At 66.3% G+C, this 18,949-nt stretch carries 31 protein-coding genes; 1 reads left to right on the top strand and 30 read right to left on the bottom strand.

From position 1 onward, the window contains the following. Position 1 precedes the first annotated feature (1 nt). The gene (locus tag ASF18_RS00470; RefSeq protein WP_056348345.1) at positions 2–1,858 is read left to right on the top strand and encodes a response regulator; all 1,857 of its coding nucleotides are present in this window, start codon (positions 2–4) and stop codon (positions 1,856–1,858) included. A 73-nt stretch (positions 1,859–1,931) separates the two neighbouring features. Here ASF18_RS00470 and rplQ read toward each other — a convergent pair whose 3' ends face one another. The 30 genes from rplQ to rpsJ form a co-directional block, all read right to left on the bottom strand. Then, on the bottom strand, positions 1,932–2,342 hold the full coding sequence (gene rplQ / locus ASF18_RS00465) for a 50S ribosomal protein L17 (protein WP_055949338.1): 411 nt from the start codon (positions 2,340–2,342) through the stop codon (positions 1,932–1,934). 196 nt (positions 2,343–2,538) lie between these two features. Next, the gene (locus tag ASF18_RS00460; protein WP_055949333.1) at positions 2,539–3,558 is read right to left on the bottom strand and encodes a DNA-directed RNA polymerase subunit alpha; all 1,020 of its coding nucleotides are present in this window, start codon (positions 3,556–3,558) and stop codon (positions 2,539–2,541) included. Positions 3,559–3,678: 120 nt separating this feature from the next. Next, positions 3,679–4,554, bottom strand: a complete 876-nt coding sequence (locus ASF18_RS00455) for an MBL fold metallo-hydrolase (RefSeq protein WP_056348342.1) — start codon at positions 4,552–4,554, stop codon at positions 3,679–3,681. A gap of 45 nt (positions 4,555–4,599) precedes the next feature. Continuing rightward, positions 4,600–4,989 carry a 30S ribosomal protein S11 gene (gene rpsK / locus ASF18_RS00450; RefSeq protein ID WP_055949325.1) on the bottom strand — a complete coding sequence of 130 codons (390 nt, stop codon included), beginning with the start codon at positions 4,987–4,989 and terminating at the stop codon, positions 4,600–4,602. 170 nt (positions 4,990–5,159) lie between these two features. Then, positions 5,160–5,528: a 30S ribosomal protein S13 gene (rpsM, locus tag ASF18_RS00445; protein ID WP_019904471.1), complete on the bottom strand. Its 369-nt coding sequence runs from the start codon at positions 5,526–5,528 to the stop codon at positions 5,160–5,162. A gap of 246 nt (positions 5,529–5,774) precedes the next feature. Then, positions 5,775–6,377: an adenylate kinase gene (locus tag ASF18_RS00440; protein WP_056219898.1), complete on the bottom strand. Its 603-nt coding sequence runs from the start codon at positions 6,375–6,377 to the stop codon at positions 5,775–5,777. Positions 6,378–6,490: 113 nt separating this feature from the next. Further along, positions 6,491–7,828: a preprotein translocase subunit SecY gene (gene secY, locus ASF18_RS00435; RefSeq protein WP_056219895.1), complete on the bottom strand. Its 1,338-nt coding sequence runs from the start codon at positions 7,826–7,828 to the stop codon at positions 6,491–6,493. 147 nt (positions 7,829–7,975) lie between these two features. Then, positions 7,976–8,479, bottom strand: coding sequence for a 50S ribosomal protein L15 (rplO, locus tag ASF18_RS00430; RefSeq protein ID WP_056348339.1), 504 nt, complete (start codon positions 8,477–8,479; stop codon positions 7,976–7,978). An 11-nt stretch (positions 8,480–8,490) separates the two neighbouring features. Then, positions 8,491–8,682, bottom strand: a complete 192-nt coding sequence (rpmD, locus tag ASF18_RS00425; RefSeq protein ID WP_055949314.1) for a 50S ribosomal protein L30 — start codon at positions 8,680–8,682, stop codon at positions 8,491–8,493. A 12-nt stretch (positions 8,683–8,694) separates the two neighbouring features. Beyond that, positions 8,695–9,282 (bottom strand): 30S ribosomal protein S5, encoded by a 588-nt coding sequence (gene rpsE / locus ASF18_RS00420; protein ID WP_055949312.1) that lies wholly within the window; start codon positions 9,280–9,282, stop codon positions 8,695–8,697. A 93-nt stretch (positions 9,283–9,375) separates the two neighbouring features. Next, positions 9,376–9,738: a 50S ribosomal protein L18 gene (rplR, locus tag ASF18_RS00415; protein ID WP_056219889.1), complete on the bottom strand. Its 363-nt coding sequence runs from the start codon at positions 9,736–9,738 to the stop codon at positions 9,376–9,378. 12 nt (positions 9,739–9,750) lie between these two features. Then, positions 9,751–10,284, bottom strand: a complete 534-nt coding sequence (gene rplF, locus ASF18_RS00410; RefSeq protein ID WP_055949306.1) for a 50S ribosomal protein L6 — start codon at positions 10,282–10,284, stop codon at positions 9,751–9,753. Positions 10,285–10,308: 24 nt separating this feature from the next. After that, positions 10,309–10,704 (bottom strand): 30S ribosomal protein S8, encoded by a 396-nt coding sequence (gene rpsH / locus ASF18_RS00405; protein ID WP_055881679.1) that lies wholly within the window; start codon positions 10,702–10,704, stop codon positions 10,309–10,311. A gap of 12 nt (positions 10,705–10,716) precedes the next feature. Next, on the bottom strand, positions 10,717–11,022 hold the full coding sequence (gene rpsN, locus ASF18_RS00400) for a 30S ribosomal protein S14 (RefSeq protein ID WP_056183527.1): 306 nt from the start codon (positions 11,020–11,022) through the stop codon (positions 10,717–10,719). A gap of 40 nt (positions 11,023–11,062) precedes the next feature. Next, entirely contained in the window at positions 11,063–11,629 is a 567-nt protein-coding gene (rplE, locus tag ASF18_RS00395) for a 50S ribosomal protein L5 (RefSeq protein WP_056219886.1), read from the bottom strand. Further along, positions 11,622–11,936 carry a 50S ribosomal protein L24 gene (gene rplX, locus ASF18_RS00390; protein ID WP_056219883.1) on the bottom strand — a complete coding sequence of 105 codons (315 nt, stop codon included), beginning with the start codon at positions 11,934–11,936 and terminating at the stop codon, positions 11,622–11,624. The genes rplE and rplX overlap by 8 nt, the downstream gene beginning before the upstream one ends. Beyond that, positions 11,936–12,304: a 50S ribosomal protein L14 gene (rplN, locus tag ASF18_RS00385; RefSeq protein ID WP_055949294.1), complete on the bottom strand. Its 369-nt coding sequence runs from the start codon at positions 12,302–12,304 to the stop codon at positions 11,936–11,938. The genes rplX and rplN overlap by 1 nt, the downstream gene beginning before the upstream one ends. A gap of 254 nt (positions 12,305–12,558) precedes the next feature. Beyond that, the gene (locus tag ASF18_RS24440) at positions 12,559–12,927 is read right to left on the bottom strand and encodes a hypothetical protein (protein WP_244472507.1); all 369 of its coding nucleotides are present in this window, start codon (positions 12,925–12,927) and stop codon (positions 12,559–12,561) included. A gap of 47 nt (positions 12,928–12,974) precedes the next feature. Then, complete coding sequence (locus ASF18_RS24435) at positions 12,975–13,190, bottom strand: hypothetical protein (RefSeq protein WP_056348333.1); 216 nt, start codon at positions 13,188–13,190, stop codon at positions 12,975–12,977. A gap of 345 nt (positions 13,191–13,535) precedes the next feature. Next, the gene (gene rpsQ, locus ASF18_RS00370; protein WP_056270312.1) at positions 13,536–13,796 is read right to left on the bottom strand and encodes a 30S ribosomal protein S17; all 261 of its coding nucleotides are present in this window, start codon (positions 13,794–13,796) and stop codon (positions 13,536–13,538) included. A gap of 10 nt (positions 13,797–13,806) precedes the next feature. Continuing rightward, complete coding sequence (gene rpmC / locus ASF18_RS00365) at positions 13,807–14,022, bottom strand: 50S ribosomal protein L29 (RefSeq protein WP_056219869.1); 216 nt, start codon at positions 14,020–14,022, stop codon at positions 13,807–13,809. Between the two features lie 11 nt (positions 14,023–14,033). Continuing rightward, the gene (rplP, locus tag ASF18_RS00360) at positions 14,034–14,447 is read right to left on the bottom strand and encodes a 50S ribosomal protein L16 (protein WP_055949287.1); all 414 of its coding nucleotides are present in this window, start codon (positions 14,445–14,447) and stop codon (positions 14,034–14,036) included. Between the two features lie 47 nt (positions 14,448–14,494). Further along, the gene (gene rpsC / locus ASF18_RS00355; RefSeq protein WP_055949284.1) at positions 14,495–15,235 is read right to left on the bottom strand and encodes a 30S ribosomal protein S3; all 741 of its coding nucleotides are present in this window, start codon (positions 15,233–15,235) and stop codon (positions 14,495–14,497) included. Between the two features lie 10 nt (positions 15,236–15,245). Further along, positions 15,246–15,632 (bottom strand): 50S ribosomal protein L22, encoded by a 387-nt coding sequence (gene rplV, locus ASF18_RS00350; protein WP_055949281.1) that lies wholly within the window; start codon positions 15,630–15,632, stop codon positions 15,246–15,248. Positions 15,633–15,634: 2 nt separating this feature from the next. Then, entirely contained in the window at positions 15,635–15,913 is a 279-nt protein-coding gene (gene rpsS / locus ASF18_RS00345; RefSeq protein WP_055949278.1) for a 30S ribosomal protein S19, read from the bottom strand. Positions 15,914–15,918: 5 nt separating this feature from the next. Further along, positions 15,919–16,755, bottom strand: coding sequence for a 50S ribosomal protein L2 (gene rplB, locus ASF18_RS00340; RefSeq protein WP_056219866.1), 837 nt, complete (start codon positions 16,753–16,755; stop codon positions 15,919–15,921). A 27-nt stretch (positions 16,756–16,782) separates the two neighbouring features. Further along, on the bottom strand, positions 16,783–17,079 hold the full coding sequence (locus ASF18_RS00335; RefSeq protein ID WP_018044227.1) for a 50S ribosomal protein L23: 297 nt from the start codon (positions 17,077–17,079) through the stop codon (positions 16,783–16,785). Next, the gene (rplD, locus tag ASF18_RS00330; RefSeq protein WP_056270306.1) at positions 17,076–17,696 is read right to left on the bottom strand and encodes a 50S ribosomal protein L4; all 621 of its coding nucleotides are present in this window, start codon (positions 17,694–17,696) and stop codon (positions 17,076–17,078) included. The genes ASF18_RS00335 and rplD overlap by 4 nt, the downstream gene beginning before the upstream one ends. Further along, the gene (rplC, locus tag ASF18_RS00325) at positions 17,696–18,436 is read right to left on the bottom strand and encodes a 50S ribosomal protein L3 (protein WP_055949264.1); all 741 of its coding nucleotides are present in this window, start codon (positions 18,434–18,436) and stop codon (positions 17,696–17,698) included. Before rplC ends, rplD begins: the two co-directional genes overlap by 1 nt. A 50-nt stretch (positions 18,437–18,486) precedes the next feature. Then, entirely contained in the window at positions 18,487–18,795 is a 309-nt protein-coding gene (rpsJ, locus tag ASF18_RS00320) for a 30S ribosomal protein S10 (RefSeq protein ID WP_018044230.1), read from the bottom strand. Positions 18,796–18,949 lie beyond the last annotated feature (154 nt).

The following is an 18,949-nucleotide window of genomic DNA, read 5'->3' as shown; positions in this document are numbered from 1 at the left end:
CATGTCACAGGGCACGATCCTCGCCGTCGACGACGAACCGGACATCCTCATCGCCCTCGAGGACCTGTTCGAGGACCAGTACCGCGTCCTCACCACGACGAAGCCGGCCGAGGCGCTGCGGATGCTGGCCATCAACCCGGACATCGCCGTGATCCTCTCGGATCAGCGCATGCCGGGCATGACAGGCGACGCCATGTTGGCCGAGGCGCGCAAAGTCCACGACGCCCAGGCCATCCTGCTCACGGGCTACGCCGATATGAGCGCGGTGGTGGCGGCCCTGAACCAGGGCGGCATCACCGGCTACGCCACCAAGCCCTGGGACGCGAACCTCCTGCGCAACACCGTGCGCCAGGCCTTCGAGCGGCATCAGCTCGGGCGGGACCTCGCGACGGAACGGGCGCTCCTGCGCGGGCTCCTCGACAATGCCGAGGATGCGATCTCCTTCAAGGATGCGGAGGGGCGCTTCGTGCGCCTTAACGCCCGCAAGGCCGCGGGTCTCGGCGGCGACGTCGCCGGCTGCCTCGGACGCACCGAGGAGGCGATCCTGGGCGACGGCGCAGCGATCCGCAGCGCGGATGCCGCCGCGTTCGCGGCCGGCGAGCCAAGCGACAGCCTGGTCGCCGAGGGGGCGACCGGGGCCGAGCGCTGGCGCCACGTCACCCGCGTGCCGATCCGCGACGCGGGCGGAGAGATCACCCATCTCGCCACCATCGAACGCGACGTCACCGACCAGAAATCCCTGGAGGCACGCCTCCGGCAGTCGGACAAGATGCAGGCGCTGGGAACCCTGGCCGGCGGCATCGCCCACGACTTCAACAACCTGCTGATGGCGATCCTCGGCAGCCTCGAACTCGTGGCGCCGAAGGTCGCCGACCAACCGCGAGTCCAGCGCCTCGTCGGCAATGCCATGCAGGCGGCTCAGCGGGGCGCCTCCCTGACCAAGCGCCTCCTCAGCTTCAGCCGCTCCCGCGACCTGCGCCCGCGCGCCGTCGACGTGAACGAGCTGATCACCGGGATGCACGATCTGCTCGCCGGCAGCCTCGGGGGCCTCGTCACCGTCGAGACGATCCTCGCCCCGGAGGCGCCGGCCGCCTGCGTCGATCCGGACCAGCTCGAACTCGCGATCCTGAACCTCTGCATCAATGCCCGCGACGCCATGCCCGAAGGCGGGCGGATCGTCGTCGCCACCCGCAGCCTCGTGCTGGACGACGATCCGGACCTGCCGGCCGGCGCCTACCTGTCCATCGAGATCGCCGATTCGGGCAGCGGCATCGCACCGGAGATCCTCGCGCGGGTCTGCGAGCCGTTCTTCACCACGAAGGCAGTGGGCCAGGGTACCGGCCTTGGCCTCGCCATGGTTTTCGGCCTCGCCCAGCAATCCCACGGGCGCCTGCGCATCGAGAGTGCCCCGGGGGAAGGTACCCGCGTCCAGATCATCCTGCCCCGGGTCGAATCGGCGGGTCCCGACGAGGTGACGGTGCTGGGGACCGCGATGCCGGCCGCCCGGGCGGCGCGCATCCTCGTCGTCGACGACGACCCGGAGGTCCGTCACGTGACGGCCTCGTTCCTGTCGAGCTTCGGCTACACCGAGCGCGAGGCCAGCGACGGGTCGTCTGCCCTTTCGCTGATGGAACAGGGGGCCTTCGACCTCGTGGTCGCCGACCTTGCGATGCCGGGCATGACAGGGGTGGAGTTCGCCGAGATCGTGCGCGCACGCTGGTCCGACGTGCCCGTGCTGATCGTCACCGGCCATGCCGAGGCGATCCCGATCCCGGCAGACCTGCCGGTGCTGCGCAAGCCCTTCGAATCCGCCGATCTGGCGGCGGAGGTCTCGCGCCTCCTCGACCGGGCCGCCTGAGACGCGGCGTCGTCCGGGCAACGAAAAAGGCGGCCCGGAGGCCGCCTTGGTCGTCATCGAAAGGAGGCGTGGCTTACGCCGCGTCGTCCACCAGAACCGGGCCGGAATCCTTGCCGCGCGCGTCGACGTCACGGTCGACGAACTCGATGACCGCCAGGGGGGCGTTGTCGCCGTAGCGGAAGCCGGCCTTCATGATGCGGCAGTAGCCGCCCGGGCGGGTGTTGTAGCGCGGGCCGATCACGGCGAAGAGCTTGCGGACCATCGCCTCGTCGCGGATCTGCGACATGGCGAGGCGGCGCGCATGCAGGCTGTCGGTCTTGCCGAGGGTGATCAGCTTCTCGATGACCGGACGCAGGTCCTTGGCCTTCGGCAGGGTGGTGACGATCTGCTCGTGCTTGATCAGCGCGGCCGACATGTTGGCGAACATCGCCTTACGGTGCTCGGTGGTGCGATTGAAACGACGACCGCGAAATCCATGACGCATGATGGCTGTCCTTGGTTGATGGCCGCCGTGCCACGGTACGGCCAAGCGCCCCTCCGAATCACTCTTCGGGGCTGTTCATTCCGCATGACCCCGCGGCGGGATTCGTGTCGGAGTTCGCGTCGAGCGAACCCCGATGGTGTCGGCCGAACCGGCGGCGCCGAGATGCGCCGCCACGTCATGGCCGAGGCGGCCCGCCTCAGTAATGCTCTTCGAAGCGCTTGGCGAGATCCTCGATGTTCTCCGGCGGCCAGCCGGGGATGTCCATGCCGAGGTGGAGGCCCATCGCAGCGAGGACCTCCTTGATCTCGTTGAGCGACTTGCGGCCGAAGTTCGGGGTGCGCAGCATCTCGCCCTCGGACTTCTGGATGAGGTCGCCGATGTAGACGATGTTGTCGTTCTTCAGGCAGTTCGCCGAACGCACCGAGAGCTCGAGCTCGTCGACCTTCTTGAGCAGGGCCGGGTTGAAGGGAAGCTGCGGCGCGAGCGGCTGCGCCTCCTCCTTGCGGGGCTCCTCGAAGTTCACGAACACCTGGAGCTGGTCCTGGATGATGCGCGCGGCATAGGCCAGGGCATCCTCGGGCGACACGGCGCCGTTGGTCTCGATCGTCATCGTCAGCTTGTCCTTGTCGAGATCCTGGCCCTCGCGGGTGGTCTCGATGCGATAGGACACCTTCGTGACCGGCGAGAACAGCGCATCGACCGGGATCAGGCCGATCGGCGCATCCTCGGGACGGTTGCGCTCGGCCGGGACGTAGCCCTTGCCGGTGGCGACGGTGAACTCCATCCGGATCTCCGCGCCGTCGTCCAGCGTGCAGATCACAAGGTCGGGATTCAGGATCTGGACGTCGCCCACCGTGCCGATGTCACCGGCGGTGACGACGCCGGGGCCGGTCTTGCGCAGAGTCAAGCGCTTGGGGGCCTCGGTCTGCGAGCGGATGGCGATCGTCTTGATGTTGAGGACGATGTCGGTGACATCCTCGCGCACGCCGGGGATCGAGGAGAATTCGTGCAGCACGCCGTCGATCTGCACGGAGGTCACGGCCGCGCCCTGGAGCGAGGACAGCAGCACGCGGCGCAGCGAGTTGCCGAGCGTGGTGCCGAAGCCGCGCTCGAGGGGCTCGGCGACGACGGTGGCGACCCGCTTGGGGTCGTGCCCGGTCGAGACCTGGAGCTTGTTCGGCTTGATGAGCTCTTGCCAGTTCTTCTGAATGACCACGATGCTACCTCTCGCAAGATCGGCGCGGGCCACATGGGTGGTCCACGCATTGCCCGTCGACACCGCGCCATCGGCGCCCGGCGGGCTGGAAACTGATGCGTCCGCGTCGGGCGCGGACCGTTACTGGGCCGCGACCCAGAGCTCCGGAACGAAACTGTAGGCGGCCCCGTCCCGGGCGACGTAGCCCAGAGCCGGAAACTCCAGATGGGCGCCCGCCACGAAGGTCCGGTCGCTTGAGACGGCGTCGAGCATCCGGCGACGCACGGCGCGTGCCTGATCCCCGTCGACGTCGAAGACCATACCGGCTTCCGGCTGCTTGAACTGGATCGCCGGCAGGTGAACGATGTCCGCCCACATCAAAAGCGACGCGTCGCCCGACGTGATGCGGTAGCCGGTATGGCCGGGCGTATGGCCCGGCAGCGGGATCGCCTCGATACCCGGTGCCACGTTGCCGCCCGTGATCGTGCGCAGACGCTGCCCGTACGGGGCGGTGGCCTGGCGCGCCATGTCGAAGTACGGCTTCGCCTCGTCCGGCGCCCGCGAAAGCGCGCCGTCGTCGAGCCAGTGCGCGGCTTCGTCGGCATGAACCACGAGTTCGGCATTCGGATAGGCTGCCGTACCGTCTTCCCGGATCAGGCCACCGGCATGATCGGGATGCAGGTGCGTCAGCAGCACGGTCTCGATGCTGTCCGGCGCGATGCCGGCCGCCGCGAGGGCCGCCGGAACGCGACCGAGGGACGGGCCACCGAAATGGCCCATCCCGCTGTCGATAAGGAGCGGGTTGCGCCCGGGACCCGTGATCAGGAAGGCGTTGAGCGTGATCCGGGGATCCTGCGCGCGAAAGCCGGCGGCCTGTAGGGCGCCGGCCTCCGCACGATCGATCCCGGTGACGAGATCCAGCGACCCCTGGAGGTAGCCGTCATTCATCACCGTGATCGTCAGATCACCCAAGCTCCACCGCAGCACACCCGGAAGCGGATTGTGAGCATTCGACACGCGTGTCTCCGTAACAGGCCCCAAAAAGTTCGCGACGGCGTCGGCTCAGACGCGACGACGCTTGCGCGGACGGCAACCGTTGTGCGGGATCGACGTCACGTCACGGATCGACGTGACGGTGAAGCCGGCGGCCTGCAGCGCGCGCAGGGCGGACTCACGACCCGAACCCGGACCGGAGACCTCGACCTCGAGGGTGCGCATGCCGTGCTCGGCGGCCTTGCGGGCGGCATCCTCGGCCGCGACCTGGGCAGCGTACGGGGTCGACTTGCGCGACCCCTTGAAGCCCATGGCGCCGGCGGACGACCACGAGATGGTGTTGCCCTGGGCATCGGTGATGGTGACCATCGTGTTGTTGAACGACGCGTTCACATGCGCGACGCCCGAGACGATGTTCTTGCGTTCGCGGCGACGGACGCGGGTGGTTTCCTTGGCCATGTGTACTTTCGTCCTTCAGGCGCGCCCGTCATTCCAGGCGCTCGGGAGTCTTCTGCGATGCGGAGGGCGCGGTGTTCGATTGCCGGGCCGCGGCGCGGGCTGACGCGCACGGTTCACCGGGCGCGATGGTCGGGAGGCCGCGCGCGGCACGACCTCCCAAAGCGAGAGGCTTACTTCTTCTTGCCGGCGATCGGCTTGGACTTGCCCTTGCGGGTGCGCGCATTGGTGTGCGTGCGCTGGCCGCGGACGGGCAGGTTACGGCGGTGGCGCAGGCCACGATAGCAGCCGAGATCCATGAGGCGCTTGATGTTCATCGAGACTTCGCGGCGCAAGTCGCCCTCGACGATGTAGTCGCGATCGATGGTCTCGCGGATCGACAGCACCTCAGCGTCGGTCAACTGATTGACGCGACGCTCGGCAGGGATCCCGACCTTGCCGGTGATTTCCTCGGCCTTCTTGGGGCCGATGCCGTGAATGTACTGCAGCGCGATGACGACGCGCTTGTTGGTCGGGATGTTAACGCCAGCGATACGAGCCAAGGTGTCTCTCCATGAGGCGCCGGACCTGAGGCCGGGCCGAGTGTCACGCGCGTCCGGTGGAGACCGGCCCCTGCGCGCCGTCCAAAACGACAAATCGGCCCGCATCGGCCTCTTGGAGAGGCGATCCGGACCCACTTCCTCTGAACGAAGACCGGCCCACTAGCGCGGGCCGGGGGGGGTGTCAACCCTGATAAAGCGGCGAGCCCGGCTCGATCCCGGCTCCGTGGCCGCGCCGGGAAGGTCCGGTCAGGACTCCGCCGACGCGGTGTGGCGGTCCAGGATCGTCACCAGATCCTGGGTGACGGCATCGACCGGCTTCATGCCGTCGATGGTCTGCAGAAGGCCGGTGCCGGCATAGTAGTCGGACAGGGGCGCAGTCTGCTTCCGATACGCGTCGAGGCGGGTCTTGAAGACCTCGGGCGTGTCGTCCTTGCGCACTGGCTGACCGCGGGCCGCCGTTTCCTCGGCGCGCTTGGCGATTCGGCCCACCAGCGCCTCCTCGTCCACGGCGAACTCGATGACGGTGTCGAGGGCGATGCCCTTTTGGGACAGCATCGCATCGAGGGCCTTGGCCTGCTCCACCGTGCGGGGGAAACCGTCAAGGATGAAGCCGGGCTTGGCATCCGCTTCTTCGATACGATCGGCCACGATCCCGACCACGATCGCATCGGAGACGAGGCCACCGGATTCCATCACGCTCTTGGCCTGTAGGCCCACCGGCGTGCCGGCGGCGACGGCCGCGCGCAGCATGTCGCCGGTGGAGAGCTGAGGAATGCCATACCGTGCCACGATCCGCTCGGACTGCGTCCCCTTCCCCGCGCCGGGCGGCCCAAGCAGGATGATGCGCATGGTGTCGTTTCCTCAGGTCCGGTCTGCTTGGATATCCGGCGATCCTGCTCGGCGCCGGCTTTCGGAACTCTAGCAAGGGCCGCGGCGGCCCTGAAGCCCGCCGCGCGTTACCGTCAGCGCCGGCGGGTCGCCCCGCGCAGCTTCGCCTTCTTGACGAGGCCTTCGTACTGATGGGCCATCAGGTGCCCGTGAATTTGCGCCACCGTATCCATCGTCACGGAGACCACGATGAGCAGGGAGGTGCCGCCGAAGCCGATGGCGGCCGAGGAATACGAAGCCAGGATTTCGGGCACCAGGCAGACGAAGGTCAGGTACAGCGCCCCGATCAGGGTGATGCGGGTCAGGACCTTGTCGATGAAGGCCGCGGTCCGCTCACCCGGGCGGATGCCGGGAATGAAGCCGCCATGCTTCTTCAGGTTATCCGCCGTTTCCTCGGGATTGAAGACCACGGCCGTGTAGAAGAACGCGAAGAAGATGATCAGGGCGGCGTAGAGCACCATGTAGAGCGGCCGGCCGTGACCGATATAGGTCGTGATCGTGGCCAGGATTCCGGTGCCGCCGTTATTGGCCGAGAAGCTCGCCACGGTGGCGGGCAGGAGCAGCAGCGACGAGGCGAAGATCGGCGGGATGACGCCGGCGGTGTTAAGCTTCAGCGGCAGGAACGAGGTCTGGCCCTCGTACATCCGATTGCCGACCTGGCGCTTCGGATAGTTAATGAGCAGGCGGCGCTGCGCGCGCTCCATGAACACGATGAAGTAGACGAGCGCGACGGCGGCGACGCCCATGCCGAGGATGACGGCCGAGGAAAGCGCACCGGTACGGCTCAGCTCCAGGGCGCCAACGATCGCCACCGGAAGATGGGCGACGATGCCCGCGAAGATGATCAGCGAGGAGCCGTTACCGATGCCGCGCGAAGTGATCTGCTCGCCGATCCACATCAGAAACAGCGTGCCGCCCGTCAGGGTGATGACGGTGGACAGGATGAAGAACGGACCGGGCTCGATGGCCGCGCTCGATCCCTGGAGGCCGAAGGCGATTCCCCAGGATTGCACCAGCGCCAGCACCACCGTGAGGTAGCGGGTGTACTGGTTGATGACCTTGCGGCCCGACTCACCCTCCTTCTTCAGCGTCTCGAGGCTCGGGATCACCGAGGTCAGGAGCTGGATGATGATGGAGGCCGAGATATAGGGCATGATGTTGAGCGCGAAGATCGCCATGCGCTCGACGGCACCGCCGGAGAACATGTTGAACAGCCCGAGCACGCCGCCCGATTGCTGCTGGAAGTTCCGCGCGAACTGTTCCGGGTCAATGCCCGGGATCGGGATGTAGGTCCCGAGGCGGAACACGATAAGCGCACCCAGCGTGAACCAGATGCGCTTCTTGAGCTCGTCGGCCTTGGCGATGGCCCCGAAATTGAGGTTCGCGGCAAGCTGCTCGGCGGCTGAGGCCATGGCACCGGTTCCTAGAGATGGATCACATGAGGGCGGGTCGTCTTCTCCGGCGAGAAGAGGCCGCTCCCTGAAAAAACGGGAACGGCGGCCGCGCGCGAGGTCGCACGGGCCGCCGCTCAGAGCTTCGACTTAAAGTCAGTCGCGGGACTACGCAACCACGCGGGCAGGCTTGCCACGGGTGGAGACGCCGTCACCGTAGGTCACGGTGACCGACCCGCCAGCCTTCTCGACACCCTCGATCGCCGACTTCGACGCGCGGGTGACCTCGAAGGTCAGCTTGGTGGTGAGCTCGCCCACGCCGAGGAGCTTCACGCCGTCACGGGCACGGGCGCAGATACCGGCGGCGATCAGCGTCTCGACGGTGACGGTGTCGCCCGCCTCGATCCGGCCGGCATCGACAGCCTGTTGGACGCGACCGAGATTCACCTCGTTCAGGTCCGTGGAGTACAGGTTGTTGAAGCCGCGCTTCGGAAGGCGACGATGAAGCGGCATCTGGCCACCCTCGAAGCCCTTGATGGAAACGCCGGTGCGGGCCTTCTGACCCTTCACGCCGCGTCCTGCGGTCTTGCCCTTGCCGGAGCCGATGCCCCGTCCGACGCGCATCCGGTTCTTGGTGGCGCCGTCGTTGTCGCGGAGTTCGTTCAGTTTCATGATGCCCTCCCTCAGGCCGCGTCGCCAAGGACGCGCACGAGGTGCTGCACCTTGCGGATCATGCCGCGCACGGAGGGGGTATCCTCCAGCTCGGAAACCCGGTGCAGCTTGTTGAGCTTGAGGCCGATCAGCGTCGCGCGCTGGTCGCCTTCGCGGCGGATCGGAGACCCGATCTGCTCGATGCGGAGAGTCTTCTGTGCCATTGGACCCTCCCCTTACGCGACGGCGGCTTCGGACATGTCGGACGGATCGGCATCACGGCGACGGGCCTGGAGGGCCGACACCTTGAGACCGCGACGGGCCGCGACGGAGCGCGGGCTGTCTTCGTTCTTGAGCGCCTCGAACGTGGCGCGGACGAGGTTGTAGGGGTTCGAGGAGCCGAGGCTCTTGGCCACCACGTCCTGCATGCCCAGCGTCTCGAAGACGGCGCGCATCGGGCCGCCGGCGATGATGCCGGTTCCCTGGGGGGCGGCGCGGAGGATGACCTTGCCGGCGCCGTGACGACCGTAGACGTCGTGGTGCAGGGTACGACCTTCGCGGAGCGCGACGCGGACGAGGCCGCGCTTGGCGGCTTCGGTCGCCTTGCGGATCGCCTCGGGAACCTCACGGGCCTTGCCGTGGCCGAAGCCGACGCGGCCCTTCTGGTCGCCCACGACGACGAGCGCGGCGAAGCCGAAGCGACGTCCGCCCTTAACCACCTTGGCGACGCGGTTGATGTGGACGAGCTTGTCCACGAACTCGCTGTCGCGCTCCTCGCGCTCATCGCGGCGGCCGCGGCCACCGCCTTCACGTTCACGTGCCATACTGAATATCCATCTCACTGACGCGGGTGGCGGACCCGCTCGCTTGAATCGTCCGGAACGGAGAGCGGCGGGCGCCGCCCCCCTCCGCCAATCTTAGAACTCGAGGCCACCCTCGCGGGCGGCATCGGCGAGAGCCTTGACGCGCCCGTGGTAGAGGTAACCCGAGCGATCGAAGATCACCTGGGTGACGCCCGCAGCCTTGGCGCGCTCGGCGACGAGCTTACCAACGGCCTGGGCGGCTGAGACGTCGGCACCGGTCTTGAGGCCGGTGCGGAGATCCTTGTCGAGGCTCGAGGCCGACGCGAGGGTCTTACCCGCGGCGTCGTCGATCACCTGAACGTAGATCTGCTTCGAGGAACGGAACACCGAGAGCCGGGGCCGTCCATTGGCCGCCGCCCGCAGCGCGCGGCGCACACGCGCCTTGCGGCGGTCGAGTGCATCGATTTTGCGTGACATGTTCGGCGGCCCTTACTTCTTCTTGCCTTCCTTGCGGAAGATGAACTCGCCCGCGTACTTCACGCCCTTGCCCTTGTAGGGCTCGGGACCGCGATAGTCGCGGATCTCGGCGGCCACCTGGCCGACCACCTGCCGGTCGATGCCGGAGATGACGATCTCGGTGGGCTTCGGCACCGCGATCGTGATCCCCGCGGGGATCTCGTACTCGATGTCGTGGCTGTAGCCGAGCGAGAGCTTCAGAGCCTTGCCGGCCATCGCGGCGCGGTAACCCACGCCGGTGATCTCGAGCTTCTTCTCGAAGCCCTTGGAGACGCCCTCGACGAGGTTCGCCACCTGAGCGCGGGAGGTGCCCCAGAGCGAGCGCGCCTCCTTGGTCTGATTCTTGGGCTGCACCGAGACGGCGCCGTCCTCGAACTTCACGTCGACCACGTTGGGAACGACGTACTGGAGCTCGCCCTTGGAGCCCTTCATCTTCACCGTTTGACCGGTCACCGTGGCCGTCACACCGGACGGGACGGGAACGGGCTTCTTGCCTACGCGAGACATCGCCTTATTCCTCCAAGTCCGAGATCAGAACACCTTGCAGAGCACTTCGCCGCCGACGTTGCGCTCGCGCGCCTCGTGGTCGGCCATGACGCCCTGCGGGGTGGACACGATGGTGACGCCGAGACCGTCGGCGACGCGCGGCAGCTCGCCGACCGACGAGTAGACGCGGCGGCCGGGCTTCGACACGCGCTGGATCGAGCGGATGACGGGCTGGCCGTCGTAGTACTTCAGCTCGATGGCGAACTCGGTGCGGCCGTTGCCGTAATCCGTGGTCGCGTAGTCGCGGATGTAGCCCTCGGATTTGAGGACGTCGAGCACGCTGGCACGCAGGCGGGAGCCAGGCGTCTGGACGACGTTGCGGCGGCGCTGCTGACCATTGCGGATGCGGGTGAGCATGTCACCCACGGGATCGTTGACCATGGTGGTTGCTCCTTACCAGCTCGACTTGACGAGACCGGGGATCAGACCCTGGTTGCCGAGTTCGCGCAGCGCGATGCGCGAGATGCCCATCTTGCGATAGAAAGCGCGCGGACGGCCGGTCATGCCGCAGCGGTTGCGGATGCGGGTGGGGGACGAATTGCGGGGCAGCTCCGCGAGCTTGAGGCGCGCCTCGAAGCGCTCCTCCATCTCGAGGGACTCGTCATTCGCCGTGGCAAGCAGCGCCTTGCGCTTGGGGGCGTAGAGCTTCACCAGCGCTTCGCGGTGCTTGTTCTTCTCGATCGAGCTTTTCTTTGCCATTTCTCTCTCCGGTGTCCGCGTCTGAGACCCTAACGGGGGCTCACTGCCGGAACGGGAATCGGAACTGCGTGAGGAGCGCGCGCGCCTCAGCATCGGTGCGGGCCGTCGTCTGGATGACGATGTCCATGCCCCAGGTGGCCTCGGCCTTGTCGTACGAGATCTCCGGGAACACGAGGTGCTCCTTGAGGCCCAGCGCGTAGTTGCCGTTGCCGTCGAAGGAACGCGGGTTCAGGCCACGGAAATCGCGGACGCGCGGGAGCGCGATCGTGATCAGGCGATCCATGAACTCGTACATGCGCTGCTTGCGCAGCGTGACCTTGCAGCCGATCGGCATGCCCTCGCGCACCTTGAAGGTCGCGATGGCCTTGCGGGCCTTGGTGATGACCGGCTTCTGGCCGGCGATGAGGGCCAGGTCGCCGGCGGCGACGGACGCCTTCTTCGAATCGGCCGTCGACTCGCCGACGCCCATGTTGATCACGATCTTCTCGATGACCGGAACCTGCATGGGGTTCTTGTAGCCGAACTCTTCGATCAGCTTCTGGCGCACCACTTCGTCGTAGTGCTTGCGCAGGCGCGGGGTGTACCCGTCAGCATTCTTCTCAGCCATCGATCTGGTCCCCCGTGGTCTTGGCGAAGCGGACCTTGCGGCCGTCTTCGAGGATGCGGAAACCCACGCGAGTCGGCTTGCCGTTCGCGTCCTGCAACGCGAGATTCGAGAGCTGGATCGCAGCTTCCTTGGAGACGATGCCGCCTTCCTGGTTCTGCGTCTGCTTCTGGTGCTTCTTCACGAGGTTGATGCCGCGTACGAACGCGCGATCTTCCTTCGGGAGCACCTGAATGACCTCGCCGGAGCGACCCTTGTCGCGACCGGTGAGGACGACGACCTTGTCGCCTTTCTTGACCTTAGCGGCCATCACAGCACCTCCGGCGCGAGCGAGATGATCTTCATGTGATTGCGGGCGCGCAGCTCACGAGGCACCGGTCCGAAGATACGGGTCCCGATCGGCTCCTTCTGATTGTTGATCAGAACGGCGGCGTTCTTATCGAAGCGGATCACCGAACCGTCGGGACGCTTCACTTCCTTGGCGGTGCGCACGACGACCGCCTTCATGACGTCGCCCTTCTTCACGCGACCCCGGGGAATCGCTTCCTTAACCGAGACCACGATGATGTCGCCGACGCCGGCATACTTACGCTTCGACCCGCCCAGAACCTTAATGCACATCACACGGCGTGCACCCGAGTTGTCGGCGACGTCCAGATTCGTCTGCATCTGGATCACGGGCAGTGACCTTTCTTTGTTTCAGGCGGGTTTCCGCACGCGGACGGTATTGCCCGGCGGACGACGCCTGAGGGGGATCTGATGTCCCCGGCTCATATGAAGCACCGCGCAATCGGTGTTTTTGGACACCGGCGCGGTCACCGCGTTCGAAAGGCGCGAACACCCTTCTCAACTGTCGCGAAGGCATGCCCACTACACCAGCGAACTGCAGGACGCAAGGCCGCACACGCGCGGACCCAAACCGTGCCGGGGGCTCAGAGATCTTCCCCGCACCCGTCCGGGACGGGCACCCCGGCGCGTTCGGTGAGCTTGGAGGTATTCGACGGGCCAGTGATCCGGCGGCCGATCCGGTTTGCGCTGCCGGCGGCTTCGCCGAGGACATCCGAGATAGTCGCTCGGTCCACCGTATCGTCCCGCCCCGCAAAGGAGAAACTCTGGGCCAGGAGCCGGGTCGTCTCCTTCACGAAGGCGGCGCTCCGGCCGCCCGACAATGCGAGCGCCTCGTCGATCGCGCCTTCCTCGCACTCCAGGGACACCCCATAGAGTGCGACGAGCCGGCCCCTGCGAGCCGTATCCGGATCTACGATCTCGATGGCCTTGTCTGCGCGCCCCGGACGCGACACGAGGGCGTCCTTGATCTCGTCGGGACGGTTGGCCCCCGCGGCCCGAATCACGCAGGGAAAGCCCGCGCAAATCCGAACGATTCGGCGTCAGGCAGGTTCACGATCTCGACCTCCGAGAGCTCGATCTCTCGGAGGATGCTGTATTGCGAAAACAGCACCACCACGGGTCGATCCGCGACCTTGACGAGCCGGAGCCCGTTGTCGAGGGCCGCGAACGGCTCGGCTTCACAGACATCCCTGTCGCGGCCCTGCAGCGGAAGCATGGAGAAGGCTTGGCCGTGGTACCAAACAAGGTGGTTCGGAATTCGTCAGGGGCAGTTGATCGGAGACCTGGTGCACCCCCAGCAGTCCTGGGCTGGCAATGCGACCTCGGCGACGATCGCGGTCTGCAGGTCCGGCCGGAGAGGGATGCCGAATTGCCGGCGCGCGCTGACGATCCCGTCGAGCTGCTCCGCTCCGAAAAGAGCCACGAGGACTTCCACCGCTATCTTTGAGCGATGCGGGTGATGCCGGACGGGACCGAAATCATGCGCTCCCCCGAGCAATACGGCACAAAAAAACGGGCGCAGAAGCCTGCGCCCGTATTTGAAAGTTCCGGTCCCGTCGGTTCACGCCTCGGCGGCGGGAGCCTCCGACGTGGCGCCGGACACCAGCTGCCAGGTCTTGGTCTTCGAGAACGGACGGCACTCCTCGATCGACACGGTCTGGCCGACCTTGGCGACGTTGGCTTCGTCATGGGCGTGGTAGTTCTTCGAGCGACGGACGGTCTTCTTCATCACCGGATGGGTGAAGCGACGCTCCACCTTCACGACGATGGTCTTCTCGCCCTTGTCGCTGACGACGACGCCCTGCAATACGCGCTTCGGCATGGTGTACTCCTCAGGCCTGCGCCGACTTCAGCGTCTTCTGACGCTGGAGTGTACGAACGCGGGCGATATCGCGGCGGACTTCGCGGACGCGCGCGACGTTCTCAAGCTGGCCGGTGGCGCCCTGGAAGCGCAGGTTGAACTGCTCCTTCTTCAGGTTCAACAGCTCATCGGTCAGCTGATCGGGTGACAGGGCGGCCAGATCCGACTGTCTCTGCGACGACTTCATGATCCCCTCCCTCAATCAGCAATGCGCTGAACGACGCGCGTGCGGATCGGGAGCTTCGCCGCGCCGAGGCGCAGGGCCTCCTTCGCAACGTCCTCGGCCACGCCGTCGACTTCGAACATGATACGTCCGGGATGCACGCGGGCAGCCCAGAACTCGGGTGCACCCTTACCGGAGCCCATGCGGACTTCTGTGGGCTTGGCCGTGACGGGGACATCCGGAAAGATCCGGATCCAGACACGGCCCTGGCGCTTCATCTCGCGGGTGATCGCGCGGCGGGCCGCTTCGATCTGGCGCGCGGTGATGCGCTCGGGCTCGACGGCCTTCAGGCCGAAGGTCCCGAAGTTGAGGTCGAAGCCGCCCTTGGCCGCACCGTGGATGCGACCCTTGAACTGCTTACGGAACCTGGTCTTCTTGGGTTGCAACATGGCAGCCTCTCAACACCTTTCTGGGTGACGGGGTCACGAACGCGCCGTCAGGCGTGTTCGCGCCGGCCGCGCTCGCGGCCACCCTCACCATCGCGCTCGCGACGGCCGCCCGAACGGCCACCCTCTTCCTGCGCCTTCTTATCCTGTGCCATCGGGTCGTGCTCGAGGATCTCGCCCTTGAACACCCACACCTTGATGCCGCACGTCCCATAGGTCGTGAAGGCGGTGGCGACGCCGTAATCGACGTCGGCGCGGAGGGTATGCAGGGGCACGCGGCCCTCACGGTACCACTCCTGGCGCGCGATCTCGGCGCCGCCGAGCCGGCCCGAGCAGTTGATCCGGATGCCCTCGGCACCGAGACGCATCGCCGACTGAACGGCGCGCTTCATGGCGCGACGGAAGGCGACGCGGCGCTCGAGCTGCTGGGCGATCGAGTCGGCCACCAGGGTGGCGTCGATCTCGGGCTTGCGCACCTCGACGATGTTGATCGTCACGTCGGCCTTGGTCAGCGTGCCAACCAGCTTGCGCAGCTTCTCGATGTCGGCGCCCTTCTTGCCGATGACCACGCCCGGACGGCCCGAGTGGATGGTGACGCGGCACTTCCGGTGCGGACGCTCGATGACGATCTTCGAGACGGCAGCCTGCTTGAGCTGCTTCATGAGGGCGGCGCGGATCGCGACGTCCTCGTGCATGAGCTTGGCGTATTCACCCTTCTGGGCGAACCAGCGGGAGTCCCAGGTCCGGTTGATACCGAGCCGCAGACCGATCGGATTGACTTTCTGGCCCATCAGGTCCTCCTCACGCCGCTTCGGCGGTCGGGACTTCGCGCACCACGATGGTGAGGTTCGCGAAGGGCTTCAGGATACGGGCGCCGCGGCCGCGGGCACGAGCGTGGAAACGCTTGAGCACGAGAGCCTTGCCGACGAAGGCCTGGGAGACGACGAGATCGTCGACGTCCAGGTTGTGGTTGTTCTCGGCATTGGCGATGGCGCTCTCGAGGCACTTCTTGACCTCGCGGGCGATCCGCTTGCGGGAGAATTCGAGATCGGCCAGAGCCGAGTCGACCTTCTTGCCGCGAATGAGCTGCGCGACGAGATTGAGCTTCTGCGGGCTGACGCGCAGCATGCGCGCGACGGCCTGAGCCTCGTTCTCGGGGAGCGCGCGGGGAGTGGCGGGCTTGCCCATGATCAGCGCCTCTTCGACTTCTTGTCGGCTGCGTGACCGTGGAAGGTGCGAGTCGGCGAGAACTCGCCGAACTTGTGGCCGACCATTTCCTCGGAGACGTAGACCGGGATGTGCTTCTGCCCGTTGTGCACACCGAAGGTGAGCCCAACGAACTGCGGCAGGATCGTGGAGCGGCGGCTCCAGATCTTGATGACTTCGTTACGGCTGGAACCGCGAGCGGCTTCAGCCTTCTTGAGGAGGTAGCCGTCGATGAACGGCCCCTTCCAGAGCGAGCGTGCCATGGGCGTTACTTCTTACGGTTATGACGGCTGGACAGGATGAAGACGTCGGTCCGCTTGTTCGAGCGGGTCTTCTTCCCCTTCGTGGGAACGCCCCAAGGCGTGACCGGGTTACGGCCGCCCGAAGTGCGTCCCTCGCCGCCGCCGTGCGGGTGGTCGACCGGGTTCATGGCAACGCCGCGAACGTGCGGGCGCTTTCCGAGCCAGCGATTGCGGCCGGCCTTGCCGAGCGAGATGTTCATGTGGTCCGGGTTCGACACCGCGCCGACGCTGGCGAAGCACTGGCCGTGGACCAGACGCTGCTCGCCGGAATTCAGGCGGAGCGTCACGTAGCCCTGATCGCGGCCGACGATCTGGGCGTAGTTGCCCGCGGAGCGGGCGATCGCGCCGCCCTTGCCGATCTTGAGCTCGACGTTGTGGACGATCGTGCCCACCGGCATGTTGCCGACCGGACCGGCATTGCCGGGCTTGATGTCGACCTGCTCGGCAGCCACCACCTTGTCGCCGGGCGACAGGCGCTGCGGAGCCAGGATGTAGCTCTGCGTGCCGTCGGGGAAGGCGATCAAGGCGATGAACGCAGTGCGGTTCGGATCGTACTCGATCCGCTCGACCGTGGCGGACACGCCCATCTGCTCGCGACGCTTGAAGTCCACGTTGCGGAGCGTGCGCTTGTGACCGCCGCCGCGGAAGCGGACCGTGATGCGGCCGAGGTTGTTGCGGCCGCCGGACGACGACTTGCCCTCGGTGAGCTTCTTGACCGGCTTGCCCTTGTAGAGCTCACGGCGGTCGACGAGCACGAGCTGGCGAAGGCTCGGCGTGACCGGTTTGAATGTCTTCAAGGCCATCGGTGGTAATCCTTAACCCGACTTGTCTCAGAGGCCGGTCGTGACGTCGATCGTTTCACCCTCGGCGAGGGTCACGATCGCTTTCTTCACGTCCGAGCGCTGTCCGCGAAGCCCGCGGAAGATCTTCTTCTTGCCCTTGGTGACGAGCGTGTTCACGCCCGTGACCTTGACGTCGAACAGCTTCTCGACCGCTTCCTTGATCTGCGGCTTGGTCGCCTTCGGGGAAACCCGGAACACGACCTTGTTCTGCTCGGTGAGGTTCGTCGCCTTCTCGGTGATGACCGGGGAGACGATGATGTCGTAGTGGCGTGGATCGGCACTCATTGGAAACGCGCCTCCAGCGCATCGATCGCTGCGCGGGTCAGCACGAGCTTCTCGCGACGCAGGATATCGTACACGTTGATGCCCTGGATCGGCAGCACGTCGATCTGCGGGATGTTGCGAGCGGCACGTGCGAAGTTCACGTCCACTTCCGCACCGCCGATGATCAGGGCGCTGGACAGGCCCATCTTCTCGAACCGCTCAACGAGCGACTTCGTCTTGCCCTCGGCGAGCTTCACGTCGTCGACGATGATGAGGGTGGAATCCTTCACCTTCGCGGACAATGCGTGCTTCAGGGCGAGCGCGCGGACCTTCTTGGGCAGGTCGTGGGCATGGCTGCGCACGACCGGACCGAAGGCGCGTCCACCGCCGCGGAACTGCGGAGCGGAAGCGGCGCCGTGGCGAGCGTTACCCGTGCCCTTCTGCTTGTACAGCTTCTTGCGCGTCCGGTTCACATCCGAGCGGTTCTTGACCGCATGGGTGCCGGCCTGGCGCTTGGCGAGCTGCCAGCGAACCATGCGCTGGAGCAGGTCGACGCGGGGCTCGAGACCGAAGATGGTCTCATCCAGATCGACGGAACCGGCACCGGCGCCATCGAGCGTGGTGATATCGAGCTTCATCACGCGTTCTCCTCGGAAGCGGGAGCCTCGGGAGCCGGCGCTTCGGTGGCGGGAGCGGATGCGCCCTGCTCACGGAACTTGCCAGGCTGCGGAACGTCCGCGGGGAGCTTGCGCTTCACCGCGTCGCGGATCTGAATCCAGCCGCCGGCGACGCCGGGAACGGCGCCTTCGACGAGGATGAGGCCGCGCTCAGGATCCGTGCGCACGACGCGCAGGTTCTGGGTCGTGACCCGGTCGACGCCCATATGGCCGGGCATCTTCTTGTTCTTGAAGGTCTTGCCCGGGTCCTGGCGGCCACCGGTCGAACCGATCGAACGGTGCGAGATGGACACGCCGTGGGTGGCGCGCAGACCGCCGAAGTTCCAGCGCTTCATGCCGCCGGCGAACCCCTTACCCGTGGTGGTGCCCGTCACGTCGACGAACTGGCCCGGGATGAAGTGATCGGCCGTGATCTCCGCGCCGACCGGGATCAGCTTGTCCTCGGACACGCGGAACTCGGCGAGCTTCTGCTTGGGCTCGACCTTGGCGACTGCGAACCGGCCGCGCTCGGCAGCCGACACGTTCTTCACCTTGGCCTTGCCGACGCCGACCTGAAGGGCGACGTAGCCGTTCTTCTCGACGGTACGGTGGGCAACCACCTGACATTGATCGATTTTGAGCACGGTGACGGGGACATGTTCGCCTGCATCCGTAAAGATGCGGGTCATGCCGACCTTCTGTGCGATGACGCCTGAGCGCATAGGTGTCTCCCTCGCGCGATTCTACGGTAAGCTCTAAATCCCCGCGGGACTTAGAGCTTGATCTCCACGTCCACGCCGGCGGCGAGGTCGAGCTTCATCAGCGCGTCCACGGTCTGGGGCGTCGGATCGACGATATCGAGGACGCGCTTGTGGGTGCGCATCTCGAACTGCTCGCGCGACTTCTTGTCGATGTGGGGCGAGCGGTTGACGGTGAACTTCTCGATATGCGTCGGAAGCGGGATGGGGCCACGGATGGTGGCGCCGGTGCGCTTGGCCGTCGAGACGATCTCGCGGGTCGACGCATCGAGGATGCGATGGTCGAACGCCTTGAGGCGGATACGAATATTCTGACCGTTCATGACCTGAAACCTTGGCGGGGCAATGGGGGGGCGGGCGCGAGGACCCGCCCCTCAATCGTTCCCTGCAGACGTGACCGTGAGGACGGACGATTACTCGTTGATGGCGGCGACGACGCCTGCGCCGACGGTGCGTCCGCCTTCACGGATGGCGAAG

Source organism: Methylobacterium sp. Leaf89 (genome assembly GCF_001422215.1).
Lineage (GTDB): Bacteria > Pseudomonadota > Alphaproteobacteria > Rhizobiales > Beijerinckiaceae > Methylobacterium.
Note: the sequence above shows the minus strand (reverse complement) of the source record. Positions and strands in the feature narration are given on the sequence as shown.